General features: G+C 68.9%; 17 protein-coding genes. 2 read left to right on the top strand and 15 right to left on the bottom strand.

All coding sequences use genetic code 11. The annotated features are described in order from the left end of the window. Window positions 1-195: 195 nt before the first annotated feature. From NET02_RS09575 to NET02_RS09540, 8 genes are all read right to left on the bottom strand, one after another. Window positions 196-1,023 (bottom strand): MBL fold metallo-hydrolase, encoded by an 828-nt coding sequence (locus NET02_RS09575; protein WP_284057178.1) that lies wholly within the window; start codon window positions 1,021-1,023, stop codon window positions 196-198. Window positions 1,024-1,309: 286 nt separating this feature from the next. Beyond that, window positions 1,310-2,407, bottom strand: coding sequence for a mannose-1-phosphate guanylyltransferase (locus tag NET02_RS09570; RefSeq protein WP_284057177.1), 1,098 nt, complete (start codon window positions 2,405-2,407; stop codon window positions 1,310-1,312). A gap of 259 nt (window positions 2,408-2,666) precedes the next feature. Further along, window positions 2,667-2,807 carry a hypothetical protein gene (locus NET02_RS09565; protein WP_284057176.1) on the bottom strand — a complete coding sequence of 47 codons (141 nt, stop codon included), beginning with the start codon at window positions 2,805-2,807 and terminating at the stop codon, window positions 2,667-2,669. Between the two features lie 152 nt (window positions 2,808-2,959). Then, window positions 2,960-4,378, bottom strand: a complete 1,419-nt coding sequence (locus tag NET02_RS09560; RefSeq protein ID WP_284057175.1) for an NCS2 family permease — start codon at window positions 4,376-4,378, stop codon at window positions 2,960-2,962. A gap of 132 nt (window positions 4,379-4,510) precedes the next feature. Continuing rightward, window positions 4,511-5,302, bottom strand: a complete 792-nt coding sequence (locus NET02_RS09555; RefSeq protein ID WP_284057174.1) for an alpha/beta fold hydrolase — start codon at window positions 5,300-5,302, stop codon at window positions 4,511-4,513. Window positions 5,303-5,424: 122 nt separating this feature from the next. Then, entirely contained in the window at window positions 5,425-6,363 is a 939-nt protein-coding gene (locus NET02_RS09550; RefSeq protein ID WP_284057173.1) for a GerMN domain-containing protein, read from the bottom strand. A 169-nt stretch (window positions 6,364-6,532) separates the two neighbouring features. Next, window positions 6,533-7,630, bottom strand: coding sequence for an LCP family protein (locus NET02_RS09545; RefSeq protein WP_284057172.1), 1,098 nt, complete (start codon window positions 7,628-7,630; stop codon window positions 6,533-6,535). A gap of 230 nt (window positions 7,631-7,860) precedes the next feature. Next, the gene (locus NET02_RS09540) at window positions 7,861-9,216 is read right to left on the bottom strand and encodes a bifunctional folylpolyglutamate synthase/dihydrofolate synthase (protein WP_284057182.1); all 1,356 of its coding nucleotides are present in this window, start codon (window positions 9,214-9,216) and stop codon (window positions 7,861-7,863) included. 337 nt (window positions 9,217-9,553) lie between these two features. On the opposite strand from NET02_RS09540, the gene NET02_RS09535 reads away from it, so the two are divergent. After that, window positions 9,554-10,207, top strand: a complete 654-nt coding sequence (locus NET02_RS09535) for an orotate phosphoribosyltransferase (RefSeq protein ID WP_284057171.1) — start codon at window positions 9,554-9,556, stop codon at window positions 10,205-10,207. A gap of 16 nt (window positions 10,208-10,223) precedes the next feature. Continuing rightward, window positions 10,224-11,054, top strand: a complete 831-nt coding sequence (locus NET02_RS09530; RefSeq protein ID WP_284057170.1) for a cyclase family protein — start codon at window positions 10,224-10,226, stop codon at window positions 11,052-11,054. Window positions 11,055-11,175: 121 nt separating this feature from the next. Here NET02_RS09530 and NET02_RS09525 read toward each other — a convergent pair whose 3' ends face one another. From NET02_RS09525 to NET02_RS09495, 7 genes are all read right to left on the bottom strand, one after another. Further along, window positions 11,176-11,715, bottom strand: coding sequence for a hypothetical protein (locus NET02_RS09525; protein ID WP_284057169.1), 540 nt, complete (start codon window positions 11,713-11,715; stop codon window positions 11,176-11,178). Continuing rightward, window positions 11,712-12,296 (bottom strand): type II toxin-antitoxin system HicB family antitoxin, encoded by a 585-nt coding sequence (locus NET02_RS09520; protein ID WP_284057168.1) that lies wholly within the window; start codon window positions 12,294-12,296, stop codon window positions 11,712-11,714. The genes NET02_RS09525 and NET02_RS09520 overlap by 4 nt, the downstream gene beginning before the upstream one ends. A 15-nt stretch (window positions 12,297-12,311) precedes the next feature. Then, the gene (locus NET02_RS09515; RefSeq protein ID WP_284057167.1) at window positions 12,312-12,533 is read right to left on the bottom strand and encodes a type II toxin-antitoxin system HicA family toxin; all 222 of its coding nucleotides are present in this window, start codon (window positions 12,531-12,533) and stop codon (window positions 12,312-12,314) included. A 219-nt stretch (window positions 12,534-12,752) separates the two neighbouring features. Then, entirely contained in the window at window positions 12,753-14,276 is a 1,524-nt protein-coding gene (locus NET02_RS09510; RefSeq protein WP_284057166.1) for an o-succinylbenzoate--CoA ligase, read from the bottom strand. A gap of 35 nt (window positions 14,277-14,311) precedes the next feature. Continuing rightward, window positions 14,312-14,728, bottom strand: a complete 417-nt coding sequence (locus tag NET02_RS09505) for a hypothetical protein (RefSeq protein ID WP_284057165.1) — start codon at window positions 14,726-14,728, stop codon at window positions 14,312-14,314. Beyond that, window positions 14,725-15,834 carry an o-succinylbenzoate synthase gene (gene menC / locus NET02_RS09500; RefSeq protein ID WP_284057164.1) on the bottom strand — a complete coding sequence of 370 codons (1,110 nt, stop codon included), beginning with the start codon at window positions 15,832-15,834 and terminating at the stop codon, window positions 14,725-14,727. The genes NET02_RS09505 and menC overlap by 4 nt, the downstream gene beginning before the upstream one ends. After that, window positions 15,831-16,685, bottom strand: a complete 855-nt coding sequence (locus NET02_RS09495) for a 1,4-dihydroxy-2-naphthoate polyprenyltransferase (RefSeq protein WP_347711028.1) — start codon at window positions 16,683-16,685, stop codon at window positions 15,831-15,833. Before NET02_RS09495 ends, menC begins: the two co-directional genes overlap by 4 nt. Window positions 16,686-16,706 lie beyond the last annotated feature (21 nt).

Here is a 16,706-nt window from a genome sequence, read left to right as displayed (position 1 = left end):
GATCGTGACGTCGTAGACGTCCCGCTCCGGTCCCCGCTCGTCCATCACTGCTTCGCCTCCGCACCGCTCATGGTGCATCCTCGCCCCGAACGCCGTTGGCCGGAGAAGGATGGCCCATCCTGTCTGCCACGACACCAGAGTATACGGGACGCCCAGAGTAAACGCACAGCGCCGGTCGATCCGGCACTGCGCCGCTCAGCAGGCGATCTCCATGAGATCACGCCCGAGAATGACCTCGCCGTCGAACTCGCGCCGCGCCCCCTCGAGCGCCGGCCCCTCGTAGACACCGCGCAGGAAATGCGTCAGTACCAGGGTGCGCACGCCGGCCTCACGGGCCACGCGAGCCGCCTCCGCCGGGGTCGCATGGTGGTGGCGCAGCCGCTCGGCCAGGTTTCCCCAGAGCGGGTTCGGCTGAAGGGCTAGCGCTGGAGCCAGGCAGGCATCGTGGACCAGCACGGCGGCGCCACGCGCCAGCTCGACCAGTTCCGGGCAATAGGCCGTGTCACCGGAAATCACCAGCGACCTGCCAGCGTAGTCGAACCGAAGGGCCAGCGTCGGTGCCGAGTGGATCACGGGCACAGCCGACACGCGCAGCCCGCCATCGTCGTAGATCACCCTGGGTTCTAGCGGGCACTCATGCACGGCGATGTCGAGCACGCCGGCCGGCGAGCGACCGAGCGAGACTCGATAGGCGATATCGTCGGCATAGGGCTCCAGCAGGAGCAGGCGATGAAGCCGCGCGGTCCCGGGCGGGCCGTAGACGGCCAGCTCCTCACGGCCCATCGCCCAGCTCCCGAGGATGAACTCGGCATAGTCGAGCGTGTGGTCCGAGTGCAGGTGAGTCAAGAAGAGCCGCGTCACACGCGCGGGGTCGAGCCCGGACTCCAGCAGTCTCCGCATGACCCCAGCGCCGCAATCGACGAGGATCGTCCGCTCCCCGGCGAAGACGACTTGTCCGGTATTTGCCCGTTCGAGGGTCGGGCGCGGTGACCCGGTACCGAGCAGCAGAAGTCGCAGGCTCACGGTCATTCCCTATCCCCTAGGACGGACACGCTGCCGCAGTCTACCACCATGGCCGCACGGGGGGACCAGTCCGGGCCCACTCGCGACGAGCGAAAGCGTGCCCGACCAGGCCTCGAGACTATCAGCGCAGTGACACTCCCAGCGGGTGCCGGAAGGGCGGGACAACCTCTACGGTGCCGGGTAGCCTGTCCGATTGCAGGGGCGAACAAACCATTCGCCCCTGCAATCCCCACGAGGCGAGGGAGAGGGGAAGGTTGAAGGCAGACGCAGGCTTCTGGGCACTCCCTCAGATGAGCGGGAGCCTGCCCTCTTCTTCGAGACGGCGGACGATCCGGCGCACGTCCTGCGCGCGAGAGCGGTCGCAGACCAGGACGACGTCCTCGGTATCGACGATGACAAGGTTCCTGACCCCGAGCGTCACGACGGTCCGGCCACTGCCGTAGACCAGTGTCGACTCGGTGTCCTCGGCGATCACAGAGCACCCGACAGCAATCGTCGCGCCATCGCTGGCACCGAGGAGTTCGCCCAGGCTATGCCAGTCGCCCAGGTCCGTCCAGCCGAAGTCAGCCGGGACGACTGCGACGCGCTCGGCCCGCTCCATAATGCCGTGATCGATCGTGATCTCCGGAAGTTGTGTCCAGAGCTCGGCCAGCTTCTCCTCGTAGCCCGGCTCACCCCAGATCCCGGCGATCTGCTCCAGTGCCTGGTAGACCTCGGGCAGCAAGCGCCGCATCGCCTCGAGCAGCGTCGAGGCACGCCAGACGAACATGCTCGCATTCCAGAGGTAACGGCCACTCTGCAGGTAGGCTTCGGCCGTCTGGCGATCCGGCTTCTCCTTGAACTCCTCCACCTCGTGGATCACGAGGCCGTCGCGCTCGAGCAACGGACGTCCGCAGCGGATGTAGCCGTAGCCGGTCTCCGGGTAGGTCGGCTTGATCCCGATGGTGACGAGATACCCTTGTTCGGCAGCCTGAACGGCAGCCAGCACCGCCGCCCGAAACCGCTCCGGCTCGGCCACGTAGTGGTCGGCAGCGAAGGAGCCCATGACAGCATCCGGTTCCCGGCGGGCAATCAGCGCGGCTCCGAGCCCGATGGCAGGCCCGGTTCCGCGCGGCGCGGGCTCGACGACGATGTTCCCTTCCGGTAGCTCCGGGAGCTGGCGGGCAACCGCGACCGCGTGGGCGCTCCCGGTCACCACGTACATATTGCTGTACGGCAGCAGCGGAGCGAGGCGGTCGATGGTCGTTTGGAGCATCGATCGCGGCCCAGGCAGGGGGAGGAGGAACTTCGGCTGGCCTTTCCGGCTCGCTGGCCAGAGGCGCGTACCGCTGCCGCCTGCCGGGATGACCGCATAGAGGTTCCGCCTGTGATGAAGCTCGCCCATCCCACCCTCCCTCTCGTTACCCCGGCTGGCCTCACGGCCAGAGCTGTGCTCGATCAGTCTCCGGGCGAGCACTCGACCACGTTCCCGGTTGCCGCCCGGGAACGATTGTGGATTCCAGTACAGCATAGGGCTTAGTTACCGTCAACCACCCTGGCACGGCGCAGCCGGGGGACAGCCAGCTCTCTCCCGTTCTATCCCGTCGGACGCGAGCTCGGCCGCTGCCCATCAGCGCCGCTGGAGACAGAGGAATTCCGCCTCCTCATTCGAGTGAATCCCGGAACAGATGATTCGTAAGCGCCAGGACGAGCACGACCGCCAGGCAGCAGAGAAGCACGGTCCCGGCCAGGACGATGAGCAGCGCGATCCGCACGGCTCGATCGAAATCATCTCCAGGCGGCACCGTTCGTCCTCTCCAGCCAGTCCAGGGCACGCTCCTCCTCGACCAGCCACATGCGCCGGTACTCCCGCGTCGCGTTCACCCGGCGGACACCGGCGAGCGCAACGCTTAACCGGCCGGTGTTCACGCTCTATGGTCGGTTCGGCCCGCGCGCCTCAGATCGCAACACCCAAGTAGTGACGCAGGAAGTAGACCAGGAAGGCCAGGCTAATCACGTACATCACCGGATGGATCTCGCGCGTCTTGCCCCGGAACAGCTTGATCAGCGTCCAGACGATGAAGCCGGCGCCGATCCCGTTCGTGATGTTGTAGGTCAGCGGCATGACGAGCATCGTGACGGCGACCGGCAGGCCGACCTCGATGTCAGCGAAGTTGATACTGCTGCGCAGTCCCCCTCGCCCTCCTTCAGCCTCCGCTTCCGCCTGGCTCAAGACGCCCATCATCATCCAGCCGACGATAATCAGGGCCGGTGCGGTCGCCTGCGCCGGCACGATCCCGACCACCGGCCAGAACGGCATGGAGAGCAGGAACAGGATCCCGACGACGACCGAGACCAGCCCGCTGCGGCCGCCGACGCCCACGCCAGCCGCCGACTCGATGTAGGTCGTGGCCGAGGAGGCGCTCGCCGCGCCTCCGGCGACAGCGGCGAGCGAGTCGACCAGCAGCGCGCGCTGCGCTTGGGGAAGCTCACCGCGCTCGTCCAGGTAGCCAGCCTGGCGGCCCACGCCGATCAGCGTCCCCATCGTATCGAAGAAGTCGGCCATCATGATCGAGAGCACCACCAGGATCCCGGTCAGCACGCCGAGCTTGGCGAAGAAGCCGAAGCTGAAGTCGCCCACCCGGCTGAAGTCCGGCGCGGCGATCCACTGCGAAGGGAGCTGGGCCACTCCCGGCGGGAAAGCCTCGGTACCGGTCACGGCGCGGGCGATGATCGCGACGACCGTTGCGCCGAGGATGCCCCAGAGCAGCGCCCCGCGCACGTTGCGCGAGAGCAGGAACATGGTCAAGAGCAGGCCGACGACGGTCACGAAGACCGGTACGCCGCGCAGATCCCCCATCCGCACGAGCGTCGCCGGATCCGGAACGACGATACCGCCGTTCACCAGCCCGATGAAGAGGATGAACAGCCCGATCCCGACAGAGATCGCTTGCTTGAGCTCCAGCGGGATCGCCGTCATGACGTAGCGGCGGATACCCAGGAGCACGAGGAGCGTAATGATGAGCCCCTCGGCCACGATCACGCCCATCGCCTCGGCCGCCGTCAGCCCCATCGCGCCCATGAGCTGGAAGGCAACGACCGCATTGAGACCCATCCCCGGGGCGATCGCGTATGCCCGGTTGGTCGCTAGCCCCATCGCGATCGTCATGATGCCGGCGACGAGCGCTGTCGAAGTCGTGACCGCTGAGACCGGCAGCCTGTCCGGGGGCGTAGGCGTACTCAGGATGCTCGGGTTGACGAAGATGATGTACGCCATGACCATGAAGGTCGTGAGCCCGGCGATCACCTCGGTACGCAGGTCGGTGCCGAGCGCGCGGAGCTGGAAGACGCGATCGAGGAGGCCTTCTGCCTCCACTGCCGGTGCTCCGCGAACCGGTGAGCTCTCTGCCTGTCCGCTCATTCGTACGCCCCCGTTCCCCAGCAGCATCACCCCGACACTGCCGAGTCTAATCGCAGCGCGCGCAGAGAGCAATGGGGCAGCATACGTTCACTGCTCCCCGAGGAACGCCAGCACCGTCTCTACGAACTCGGTTGGCCGCTCCCGGTGGATCGCGTGGCCGGTCTCCGGGAAACGCGCGAGCGTAGCGCGCGGCAGTGCCGCCAGCGCTCGCGCCGCGCTCTCGTCGTCGAGCGCCCCACCAGCGAGCGGGTCTGCCTGAAGCACGAGCGTGGGACAGGTGATCGACGGCAGCAGCGCCCAGGGGTCTGGCTGGTGCTCGCCCTCCAGCAGTGCCAGGAAGGGGCCGTCCGCCGTGTCGCACAGCCAGGCAGCTTCCCGGTGCCACTCGGCCTCGTCGCGCTCGGGGTGGAGATCGCGCGCCAGCTCGTAGGCCGCGGCTGCGCCGCCGCGCTTCGCCTCCAGGAGTGCCATCAACCAGGCACGGGCCGGCTCGCCGAAGGGCGCGAGCGGGGGATCTTCCAGCACCAGGGCTTCGACCAGCTCCGGACGGGTGCCGGCCAGAACGACTCCCACCAGAGCCCCGAGCGAGAATCCGACCACGCTTGCCGAACGGCCGACGATCGACTCCAGCAGCTCCGCGGCATCCGCGGCGTAGTCGGCCAGGCGGTAGCCAGTACTAGGCCGATCGCTCCGCGCATGCCCGCGCAGGTCGGGCGCGAGCACCCAGAAGCGCTCCGCCAGCGCCGATAGCACCGGCTCCCAGCTCTCCCACCGGTCGTAGAGCCCGTGCAGCAGGAGCAGGGGTGACCGTGCTGGGTGGCCGGCCTCCGCCAGCCAGACTCGAACGCCGTTGACCTCGACTGCCCGCTCGCGCACCATCAAGGGCGGACTCCTCCCTGGAAACCACGCCTAGAGTGGGCTTCCCTACCCTCTCCACCGGGACCGCTCGCAGGCCCGGCAAGGCGAACGTGCCAGCATACTGCCTTCCCACACGGCAGTCACTACTGCTCCAGCTTGAGCGGGATCTCGACGACATTAACCGGCGAGCCGTCACGCGCCGAGGCCTCGTAGACGGTCAGCGTCCCGGGGCCAGCTCGCGGCACGGCGAGGTCGAGGGTGACATCGAAGCTGCCGCGCGTGCCGCTGCCGGAGGTCGCCATGACCGGCTGCTCGAGCAGCACCGCGCCGCTCGCGTCGGTGAGCCGAACCATAAATGTAGCCTCGAAGGTGTTGGCGGTGCCTTGCAGGTGGAACGGGCCGGAGACGACGTCGAAGGGCGCCGGTGACTCGACGAAGATTGCCGGAAGCAGCTCCTCGAAGCTGTCTCGCCCGACCGGCTGGTCGAGCATCAGCCCTTCGCCACCGAGCGCTTCCACCGGCTGGCCATCGAGCTGGAATTGAACTCCCTGGACACTCGGGAACTGGGTCAAGGTGAAGACAACCTGGGCGACACGGGCCACCATCGAGAGGCTGCCGCCCTCCTCGGCGAAGTGCCCGGAGAGATCGACCGTCGCGACGCCGTTCTCGATGCTCAGCCCGCGTAGCCGGGTGCCCGGCGGTATCGCGCTGGTGAAGCCGATCGACTGCTCTTCAGCCGTTGGCCCGGCGAGCAGCGCCTCCAGTGCTGCCCTGCCGATCTGCGGTGTCCGCGGGATGGCGCGGCGTGCGGCTGCCAGGTGATCGCCACGCATGAAATAGACCGAGACATCGACCTCCTGGACACCGGTGGTCGGCGTCGGGCTGGCTGCCACGGTGGGAGGGGTCGAGCCTACAGCCGGGATCGTCCCTGGTTGCGACGCCGGCCCGGTTGTGGTTGCTGGGGTTGCAGCCGGGCCGGCTGTGCTGGTCGGGGAGCCGGCAGGACTCCGGCACGCACTGAAGAGCCCAGCGAGGACGAGCCCGGCGATGAGTATGGCCATGCCAGGGGAACGCTTGCGCACGGATGCCTCCTGCTCTTTGCCCCTCGGGCGGCAGACAACGGTTACACGGGACTCGCAGGGGCAGGCGGCCGCGAGTCGCCTGCCCGGCGACCGGGCACAGCCTGAATACCAGGCAACTACCTCTCTTAACGAGCGCGCGGCCTCGCCAGTTCCGCCACCCACTCCGAGTCTACTGTGGAGACACCGTCATTTCAGCCACGATCTGGCGGACGGCAGGCCAGTTCGCGACCAGGTAGAAGGCTCCGTTCGGTGCCCAGTAATCGCTCACGGCACCCTGCAGGCTGTACGAGTGGATGTCGTCCTTGTCGATCTCCACCCCGAGCCGGGCCAGCGCGAGCACGTCGCGGGGCCGGAGGTCGGTGCGAACCGTGCCGCCCAGCTCATCGATCAATTCAGAGGCCCTGGCGAGCAGCTCGAGCTGGATCGCCTGCTCCCTGAGCGCCTCGAGCACCTGCTGCTGGCGGGCACCGCGGGCGAAGTCGTTGTCGTCGTGCCGGGTGCGGACGTAGCGCAGCGCGGTACGGCCATCCATGTGCTGGAGACCTGTCGGGAAATAGAGCCGGGTGTAGTTGAAACCCTCAGCCGGGTGCTCATCGTCCTTGATCGGAGCGGGCACGTCGACCGTCACACCCCCGAGCGTATCGACGATCCTGATGAAGCCCTGGAAGTCCACCTCGGCGAAGTAGTGGACGGGGATGCCGAAGTTGTATTCGATAGTCGCCCGGACTAACCCGGGCCCGGTGAACTCGGACAGTGCGCCGTAGGCGTACGCCGCGTTGATCTTGTCGTCACCGTAGCCAGGGATCCTCACCAGCAAATCCCGGGGGATGGGCAGCATGCCGACTTGCCGGGTCACCGGATCGATCGAGACGAGGATCATCGTATCGGAACGCGGGGGGTCGCCTTGAGCGACTCGTTCCGGTGTCGTGTCGACACCGAGGAGCAGGATGTTGATGCGCTCCGTGCCGTCCCAGCTCGGGAGCGGGGTGGGCGTCGGTTCATGGGGTTCAGGTGTCTCGAGCACCAGCTCTGGAGTCCCCTGGGGGTTGATTACCACCGTCGGCCGTGGCACCGGCGTGACGAAGACCTCGCCATAGGCCCGGTGCGCCGCTAGCAGGATCGGGATGAGGTAGGCCGCCAGGCCACCGGCGATCAGAAGCGAGACGACCGCCACGGCCCAGCGGGCCGGGCGGCGCCACCTTGGCCTGGCCGGCGGCGCGACAGGCTGCTCCTCCGGGTAAACGAGCGCCTCGGCTGGCGGCTGCACTGCCGTTTCCGGTTGGGACAGGGCCCCGCGCCCCTCTCGCCGGGCCCGCCGGATCTCGCGAGGGGTGAGACGCCTGAGTGGTGCTGGTTCTGGGAGGGAGCCTGGAGATGTTCCGTCCACGTCCATCCCGCGCGCTTTCGGATGAGGTTCACGAGCATGCGCTCAGACAGCGGAGGGAGTATACCTCTTGACAGTACACCCATACGAGCTTCTGGCAGGTGGCCGATCGACTACCCGAAGAGGAGGGCGCGCTCCTGGGGATCGGCCTGCGCCAGCCCCAGCGCCTCGCGGGCCTCGGCCACCACGTAAAGCGAGCCGGTGACCAGGATCAGATCCTCCGGCGCTGCCTGTGCCAGAGCAGCCTTGAGCGCCTCGGCCACCGAGCCGGCCTCGTGAGCCGCGACCGGTGGCTGGAGCGCGCTCGCCGCGGCCAGAATCCGCTCAGGCGGCGCCGCCCGTGGGGAGTGCGAGGCGACCGCGACCACCTCGTCCGCGAGCGGCGCCAGCGCCCGAACGATTCCGGGGATGTCCTTGTCCCGCGCGATGCCGAGGACGAGGATGAGACGTCTCCAGGCGAACTCCTCGCGCATGGCCCGGGCGAGCCGCTCGGCGGAGTCGACGTTGTGGGCTCCGTCGACCACCAAGCAGGGACGCTCGCGCACCACTTCCAGCCGGCCCGGCCACTGCACCTCCGCCAGTCCACGACGCAGCGCCGGCTCCGGGATCGGCAGCCCGCGCTCGCCGAGGAGTTGTCCCACTGCCAGCGCCACGCCGGCGTTCTCGATCTGATGGGCACCGCGCAGCGCCAGCCGGAGACCGTGGAGCTCGCCGCCAGGCCCACGAAAGCTGAACCGGGCAGGCGACCCCTCGACAGCCCAGTCGCGCCCGCCGAGCAGCAGCGGTGCCCCTCGCTCCGCGGCGATTCGGGTGATGACCGCTTCCGCCTCCGGGTGCTGCGGAGCCGAGACCACCGGCCGCCCCGGTTTGATAATGCCGGCCTTCTCTCTGGCGATCTCGGCCAGCGTGCTGCCCAGGATCTGCATATGGTCGTAGCTGATGGAGGTGATCGCCGCGACCTCGGGCAGGAGCACGTTGGTCGCGTCGAGCCGGCCTCCCAACCCCACCTCGACGACCGCTACGTCGACGCGCGAACGGGCGAAGGCCAGCAGCGCCAGCGCGGTGGCCAGCTCGAAGGCCGTCGCTTCTCCCCAGTCCGGGTGCTCGCCCACGAGCGCGGCGTTGGCGTCCGCCAGCTCCGCAGTGAGCTCGGCAAAGAGTTCGGGGTCGATCGGCTGGCCGGAGATCTGGATCCGCTCGCGGAAGGTATGGAGGTGCGGCGAGGTATAGAGCCCGACCCTGTAACCGGCCGCACCCAGCACCGAGGCCAGGCAGGCGGCTGTCGATCCCTTCCCCTTCGTGCCGGCGACGTGCACCGACGGATAGCGGCGCTCAGGGTTGCCGGCCGCGCGGAGGATCCAGGCAGTGCGCTCTAGGCCGATCCCCTCACGCTCGAACGGATTGGACACGAAGCCGCGGTCATAGCCCGAGCGTTCGCTCAGGTAGCGGAGTGCTTCCAGGTAGTCCATCGTCACCGTGCTCTGCCTTTTTCTCGCCCCTCGCGCTCGCGCGCTGCCTCAGAGATACCACGCGCCAGGGCCCGCCGTCTCCACTAGGAACCAGGGCGTACCACGCTAGGGGAAGGCGGTTAGCCCTCTCGGTCTCCTCTCAACGGTGCAGCCCGCGCGCCCGCGACTGCGGCGCCCGCCACTCTCTGGCACAGACCAAAGGTGCGCAGGGCGCTATGCTACACTCCTCACCGGGCATACATTGCCTTATACTTGCTGGTGCCTTCCTTTCTCTCTCGTATTCCACTGCCCTGCGGAGTTGGGAGGACTCTCGACTTAGGCAGAAATGAGGCCTGACGTGCTCTTCGGCGCTGAATCCAACCTCGACCTGGCCCTGGCCCTCTACGACCTCGGCGGGGTACAGTTCGGCGACTTCGACCTCGGGCCGACCGCCGGCCGCTCGCCGATCTACCTCAACCCGCGCGTCCTGATCAGCGACCCAGCGGTGCTGCGCCGGATCGCCCTGCTGATCCACCACGAGATCCAGGCAGATCAGGCCCGGCGACGCCCCCGGCTGGCCAGCTTCGCGGCTGTGGCCGGCGTGCCGATGGGCGGCCTGCACCTGGCGACCGCCTACGCGCTGGTCAGCGACACGCCGCTGCTCTACGTCCGCCCCGATTCGCAGCAGCCATCCATCGAGGGCCGCATCATCCCCGGCCAGACCGTGCTGGTGATCGACGACCTGATGACCGGCGGCACCAGCTTGCTGCGCACGGCGAAGGCGCTGGAGGAGAGCGGGCTGGTAGTACGCGACTTCATCGTGCTGATCGACCGCGAGCAGGGCGGAACCGAGCGGCTCCACGAGCACGGCTACCACGTGATGCCGATCCTCCGCTTGCGCACGATGCTCACCTACTACCATGAGTGCGGCCTGCTCGATACCGCCCGCTACCGGACGGTGATGGACTACCTAGAGCGAACCAGCCCGCGCCGCTGGTCGGGGAGCCCCTGAGCGGACGGGAGGGGAGATGACCAGCTTCGCGGTCGACCTCGCCGGGCGCCCGGCAACCGTGTTCGATCTGGAGCAGCCGAGGACTCCAGAGATGCCGATCCACCCGTCGCACCGACCCGGGTACGCCTACTTCCTGCACCGTAGGCACGAAGATACGTACCGGCCCCAGGAGAGCGGGCCGCGCTCCGGCGCGTCCGGCGTGATCGTCTGCATGGAGCACAGCGGCACGCATATCGACGCCATCTGCCACCAGGCGGACGACCTCCAGCTCCTCGGGGATATCCCGGTGTCCGAAGTGGAGAGCCCTCGCGGCTTCACCAGGCTGGCGGTGGAGGAGATCCCGCCGCTGGTGGGGCCAGGTGTCCTGCTCGACGTGGCCGGGCACAAGGGCGTGGAGGCGCTCGATCCCGGCTACGCGGTCACGGTGGCCGACATCGAGGAGTGCTGCGCGGCGCAGGGGGTCGATATCCGCCCGGGCGACGTGGTGCTGGTGCGCACCGGCAACGCGCGCTACTGGGGCGAGCCCGAGCGATACCTGGCAGGGCCAGGCGTCTCGGGCGCGGCCTCGGCCTGGCTCGCCGAGCTGGGCGTGCGGGCAGTCGGTGCCGATAACATGGCCTGGGACGTGATCGGGCTGTTCGACCCGGACACTGGCTGCGATCTGCCTGGACATCTGATCCTGCTGGCACGGCGCGGCATCTACATCGTCGAGAACCTCCAGCTCGACGAGCTCGCGGCCGCGCGTGGCTACCGCTTCACCTTCGTCTGCACGCCGCTGAAGTTCGTCGGCGCGACCGGCTCGCCAGTTCGACCACTCGCGCTGGTCGTGCACGACGCGTCGCCCTGACCCGAGCCATTGCGCTGGGGCTCACGCAAGAGCCACGCCCGGCTCCGGCGCCGCTGTGTTGAACTCACCCCGCCGACCGCACAGCGAGCCGAGCGGTTCGCTGAATACGGGCAAAGCGCGCTCAAGAAGGCTCTTCCGGTGCCTCCGCGTCTATACCGCGCGGTGATCGCCGGCGGGACGAGCGACGCGGGAGGCGCTTCAGCGTCGGGAGCGCGAACGGCTGCCAGCCGAAGCGACCGAGTATGCTGGCGACTAGCTCGCGCAGATAGGGCCAGGTATTCACCGGCACATTAACGGTGCTGAAGACCTCGAAGAGGTCGTCGGTGAGCGGCAGAGCAGAGGAGAACTCGAGCCCGTAGGTCACCCGCAGTGTCGCGATAGGCGTCTCGGTATCGCCAGCGCCGGAGAAGACGAGATCGTACACGTGATAGATCCGAAAACCGCCGTCGCGGGGTTCCCAGGTGGCCTCGTCCTCCACTCTCACGCCGCCAGGCTGCGGGGTGGTCGGGCCGTGGTCATTGCGGACTTCGAGCGCAGCTAACCACAGATGTCGAAGCTCTATCCCAGCGATGAACTCGCTGTAAGTGTCAGTGAGGGCCCGGGAACTCGTTGTCCGATCACGGCGAGTCGAGCGACTCGCCTGCGCCCGAGACGCGCTCATGCCGCCACCCCACCTTTGATCAGCGTGAGCCGATCACGCCGCCCACGCCCGTTCTCCGGCGCTCCCACTGGTGCTGGCGATGCTTCCGGAGTCGTTTCCCAGTCCACCCGATAGGGAGACTCCTTCACTCGCACGTCCAGGTCGAACTGGGTGGAGGGGTTGACCAGCCGGCGCTCGATTCGTTCCAACCGGCGCTCGATCCGCTCGAGCCGCTCGTCCTTTGCTGTCGCACCCAGGGCGCGCTCGATCAAGGCGACCGTGTAGGTGTTGAGGCTCACACCGTTGCGCCGGGCATCCTCCGCGAGCCGTCGGTGAAGCGAGCGCGGCATCCGCACGACGAACCGGCCGGAGTACTGCTCCGCCCCCAGTGGCTCGGGAACGTCCATCCCGCGTTCATAGACGCTCTCGATCCAGAGCCGGCGGGCCTCCTCCGCCATCGAGTGAATCTCCTCCGGCGTCTCTGCCACCGTCGCGCAGCCGGGCAGGTCCGGGAATATCACCACGAAGCCGCCCTCAGGATCCGGCTCGACCGTATACGGGTAGATAGTGTCCAGGTATTCCTGCAGCGTCTTGCGAGCCATGTGCCCCGCCCTCACTCACAGTTCGTCGAGATCGAGCTCGTCGAGTCTGAGACGTTCGACGATTATGCGCACGTATGCACCCTTGACTCGTTTCCCGCGGTGCTTGGGAACCGAAATGGAGAACTCCCCTTCCTTACCAAACACCACATGGCTACCCCTTATTCGATCCACGTACCAACCGAACATTGCCAGGAGCGTCTCGACATCCTCGTACGCCACCTCAGGTGGCTGGCGCAAGAACCGCTCGTCAAGCTTTCGCCACCTGCTCGCTCAACGCCCCTCGCATAGTATCACATGTGATATCAAACATCAAGACAAGCCTAGGGATAGCGATCGGGCACGGTCTACCAATCGCTCAACCGTCCGCATCCACCACATTAGAACATGGTCATGTGGGGGAGTGATACGAGGACGCTGCGGAGAGCCTCTCGCAGAGGAGCAACACCCCGACGAACCTCAGGCTCCCGGCTCCCACCAGCCCCGTACGGCGCGGCGGAGGAGCTTACCGGTCGCGTTGCGGGGAAGCTCGGCGACGATTCGGATCTCCTTCGGCACCTTGTAACCTGCCAGCCGCTGGCGGCACCAGGCGTGGAGCTCGCCTGCGCTCACCGTGGCCCCGGCTACCAGCCGCACCGCGGCGACCACCCGCTGGCCCCACTCCGGATCGGGCACCCCCACCACCACGGCTTCGGCCACCGCCGGGTGCGCCAGCAGCGCTGCCTCGACCTCGGCCGGGTAGACGTTCTCGCCCCCGCTGACGACCAGATCCTCCCTCCGGTCGACCACGTAGAGATAGCCTTCCTCGTCCAGGTAGCCAAGGTCGCCCGTGCGCAGCCAGCCGTCGCGCACGGCAGCCGCCGTCGCCTCGGGTCGGTTCAGATAGCCTGGTGTCACGATCGGGCCTCGCACCAGGATCTCCCCCACCTCACCTGGCCTGGCCTCCTCGCCTTCCTCCGTGACGATCCGCACCCGGTTCGGGTACAGCGGTCTGCCCGCCGACCCGAGCTTGCGCAGCGCGTCCTCCGGCGCCAGCGTCGCCACCTGGGACGCCGTCTCGGTCAACCCGTACGTCTGCGCCACCGGCAGGCCGAGCCGAGCGCACGTCTCGAGCAGTGGCCGGGGCGCCGGACCGCCGCCGAGCAGGACGCAGCGCAGCGTGGACGGGTAGGCTCGCTCGCCACGCGCTTCCAGCATGCGCTGGAGCATCGTGCTCACCACCGAGAGCAGCGTGACGCCCTCCGCGTCGATCGCCTGGTTGACCGCTACCGGATCGAACCGCTCGTGCACGAGGGCAGCGAAGCCGGAGATCACGCTCCGGAAGAGGATCGACAGCCCGCCGACGTGGAAGAGCGGCAGGCAGACGAGCCAACAGTCACTGGGAAGCGCGCCGAGATTCATGGCCGAGCCGAGCGCGCTCCACCAGTGGTTGCCGTAGGTCAGCAACGCGCCCTTCGGCCGGCCGGTCGTGCCCGAGGTGTAGACGATCGTGTGCACCTGGCCCAGGTCGACCTCCCGCCGCAGCGGCGCCTTCGCCTCCGGTAGCTCGACTAGCGACGGCACACCGGGCTCGAGCGGCTCCGTCGTGACCAGCCGGCAGCCTGCCAATTCCTCCAGGGCACCCCGGGCCAGATCGAGCGTTCCCGGCGCGGCGAGCAGCCAGCGGGCGCCGCAGTCGGCGAGCTGCCAGGCGAGCTCGCTGGGCGCCAGCCGCACGTTCAGCGGCACCAGCACGAGGCCGAGACGGCTGACCGCGTGCGGTACGACTGCCGCCTCCAGCCCGTTGGGCAGCAGCGTGGCCAGCCGGTCGCCCGGCTCCAGGCCGAGCGCGGCGAGCCGGCGGGCCATCCTGTCGGCCTCGGCAGCCAGCTCAGCGAAGGACAGCCGGCGCCCGCCGGCGATCAGCGCCAGCCGCCCCGGCGTCGCCTGAGCGCGCCAGTACAGCCACTCCGGCATGAGCGGATAGCCACTCGCTGCCCTCATCGCCCGCGTGCCCCTTCGTCAACCGCTAGGCCTCCCTAGCTCGGGCCGAGGCCGAAGAGTCCGAACACGAAGGCCACCGCGAAGGGCCAGAGGAAGATCGAGTAGCCCAGCAGCAGGGCAAGATTCGTCTGCGTGAAATCGGTATCCCAAGGGTTGACGAGCACGAACCCGGTCGTCCAAAGCGCACCGACCACGACGTACAGAAAGGCTGCGAGCAGCGCACCGCGACGGGCGCTGCCCCACGGTCGCAGTCCGGCCCCGACCAGCACCCAGCCGAGCGCGAACAGCCCGACGCCAGCGAAGATCGCGAGGTTCCCCACCAGCGGGCCGAGCTGCCGGGCCGACCACCGCGCCAGTGCCGAGAAGAGCATGGCGCCGGTGACCATCAGCGACAGCGCCAGTACCAGCACCCGCCGATCGGGGCTCGCGGGCCAACGCAGCATCGACGTCATCGTCCCTCCCTGCCCTGCCGCCAGCGATCGAGCGCCGCTCGGTCGATCGACACGCCTAATCCTGGTCCAGCCGGCAGGCACAGGCATCCTCTGCGCGGCAGCAGCGACTCGTCGGTGAGCGTCGCGGCGAGCAGGCCAGCAGTCGCCAGCCCGCTGGCCGGAGACAGTCCAGGCAAGGCGGCCGCCAGGTGCAGCGCCGCGGCCAGCCCCACCCCGGCCTCGAACGCGCTCGTGACGATGACCGCGCAGCCGCGCTCAACCGCCAGCTCGGCGATCTCCCGCGCCGAAGCGATGCCGCCAGTGACCGGCAGTTTGAGCACCAGCGCGTCGGCTGCCTCTAGCTCCAGGATGCGCCGCGCCGTCTCCGGGCCGGTCACCGCCTCGTCTGCCGCTACCGCGACTGGCGCGCGGCGGCGCACCGCTGCCAACCCCTCCAGGTCGCCGGCTGGCACCGGCTGCTCGACCAGGTCGATCTCGTAGACCGCAAGCCGCCGCAGCAGCCGGACGGCCTGCTCGCTCGTCCAGCCGCCGTTGGCGTCCAGCCTGAGTCGCACTCCCGAGCCGATCGCCTCCCGTACCGCCGCCACCCGCTCGACCTCCGCCGCCTCGGTCTCCGCCACGCCGACCTTCAGCTTCACCGTTCGGAAGCCCGCGGCGACGGCACCGCGCGCCTCGTCGGCCGCGGCCTCGATGGAGGGTGCGGTCACGACGGCGTTGACCGGCACCGCTGTCCTTGCCTCCGCCGACAGCCAGCGCGCCAGCGGGAGCCCGGCCTGCCGCGCCCGCGCGTCGAGCAGAGCCGTCTCGAGCGCTGCACGGAGCGCCCGGCCGGCCGGCATCCCATCGCGCCAGCCGGCCAGCAGGCGCTCGAGATCCGGCTCGCCGCGCTCGATCTCTCCTCTGAGCTCCTCCAGCAGACCGAGCGCCCGGCCCAGCTCGCGCTCGGCCAGGTCAGGGAGCGGGGCCACCTCGCCCAGGCCGCGCACCCCGTCGGGGCCGGCTAGCCAGAGGATCGCCCCAGCGCGGAACGCCAGCCGGCCGCGCGCAGTCGCGACCGGCCGGGTAAAGGGCATCCGGTAGGCCGCCCAGCCGAGCGCCCAGCTCACCACAGCAGCCCCCCGGCCAACAGCAGGCTGTAGAGCAGGTGGAGCTGGCCCGTGCGCTTGAGCACCGGGTTCAGCGCCGGCCCCGCGAGGCCGCCGAGCACCGCCCGGCCCAGCCGCCAGGCCAGCGGCAGCGAGAGCCAGGTCAGCAGAGCCGCCGGCCCGGCCAACCCGCTCAGCCAGAGCACCAGCGGCGCCGCATAGGCGACGACGAGGGACAGCACGTACTGCATCCGGGTCACCCGGTCGCCGAGCCGCACCGCTAGCGTGCGCTTGCCGGCGGCACGGTCGGTCGGGATGTCCCGCAGGTTATTGATCACCAGGATGTTCGTCACCAGCAGGCCGACCGGGACGGACGCCGCCAGCGCCAGGACGCTGAGGCGACCGGCCTGGAGGTAGGCGCTGCCGGTCACTGCCACCACCCCGAAGAAGATGAAGACGAAGAGGTCGCCCAGACCCAGGTAGGCCAGTGGCCAGGGGCCGGCGGTGTAGAGCAGGCCGCAGGCGACCGAGAGCAGGCCGATGACCAGGATCGGCCAGCCACCGACCCACACCAGGTAGAGCCCGGCCAGCACCGCCAGCCCGAAGGTGAGGGTGACGGCCCGCCGCATCTGCCCCGGCGTGACCAGCCCACGGGCGGTGACCCGGGTCGGCCCGGCTCGCTCGGGCGTGTCAGCGCCCTTGAGGAAGTCGAACAGGTCGTTGGCGTAGTTGGTGCCGATCTGGATCAGCAGTGCGGCCACCAGCGCCACCACGAACGGCAGCGGGCGAAAGCTCGCCTCGCGCGCGCCAGCAGCGGTGCCGACCACCACTGGCGCTACCGCCGCTACCAGCGTCGGCACCCGCGCCGCCATCACCCAGACGCGCCAGCCCTC

Source organism: Thermalbibacter longus, assembly GCF_023806485.1.
In the GTDB taxonomy this organism is placed as follows: Bacteria; Chloroflexota; Chloroflexia; order Thermomicrobiales; family Thermomicrobiaceae; genus Thermalbibacter; species Thermalbibacter longus.
The sequence above is the reverse complement of the archived record's forward strand: the minus strand, read 5'-3'. Positions and strand labels throughout refer to the sequence as shown.

What these genes read in the sequence shown, in the direction of transcription:
- NET02_RS09570 (WP_284057177.1), bottom strand. Translation starts at nt 2,407, where the DNA reads ATGGGCGAGCTTCATCACAGGCGGAACCTCTATGCGGTCATCCCGGCA.
- NET02_RS09555 (WP_284057174.1), bottom strand. Translation starts at nt 5,302, where the DNA reads ATGGTGCGCGAGCGGGCAGTCGAGGTCAACGGCGTTCGAGTCTGGCTG.
- NET02_RS09540 (WP_284057182.1), bottom strand. Translation starts at nt 9,216, where the DNA reads ATGGACTACCTGGAAGCACTCCGCTACCTGAGCGAACGCTCGGGCTAT.
- NET02_RS09530 (WP_284057170.1), top strand. Translation starts at nt 10,224, where the DNA reads ATGACCAGCTTCGCGGTCGACCTCGCCGGGCGCCCGGCAACCGTGTTC.
- NET02_RS09525 (WP_284057169.1), bottom strand. Translation starts at nt 11,715, where the DNA reads ATGAGCGCGTCTCGGGCGCAGGCGAGTCGCTCGACTCGCCGTGATCGG.
- NET02_RS09520 (WP_284057168.1), bottom strand. Translation starts at nt 12,296, where the DNA reads ATGGCTCGCAAGACGCTGCAGGAATACCTGGACACTATCTACCCGTAT.
- NET02_RS09510 (WP_284057166.1), bottom strand. Translation starts at nt 14,276, where the DNA reads ATGAGGGCAGCGAGTGGCTATCCGCTCATGCCGGAGTGGCTGTACTGG.
- NET02_RS09505 (WP_284057165.1), bottom strand. Translation starts at nt 14,728, where the DNA reads ATGACGTCGATGCTGCGTTGGCCCGCGAGCCCCGATCGGCGGGTGCTG.
- NET02_RS09495 (WP_347711028.1), bottom strand. Translation starts at nt 16,685, where the DNA reads ATGGCGGCGCGGGTGCCGACGCTGGTAGCGGCGGTAGCGCCAGTGGTG.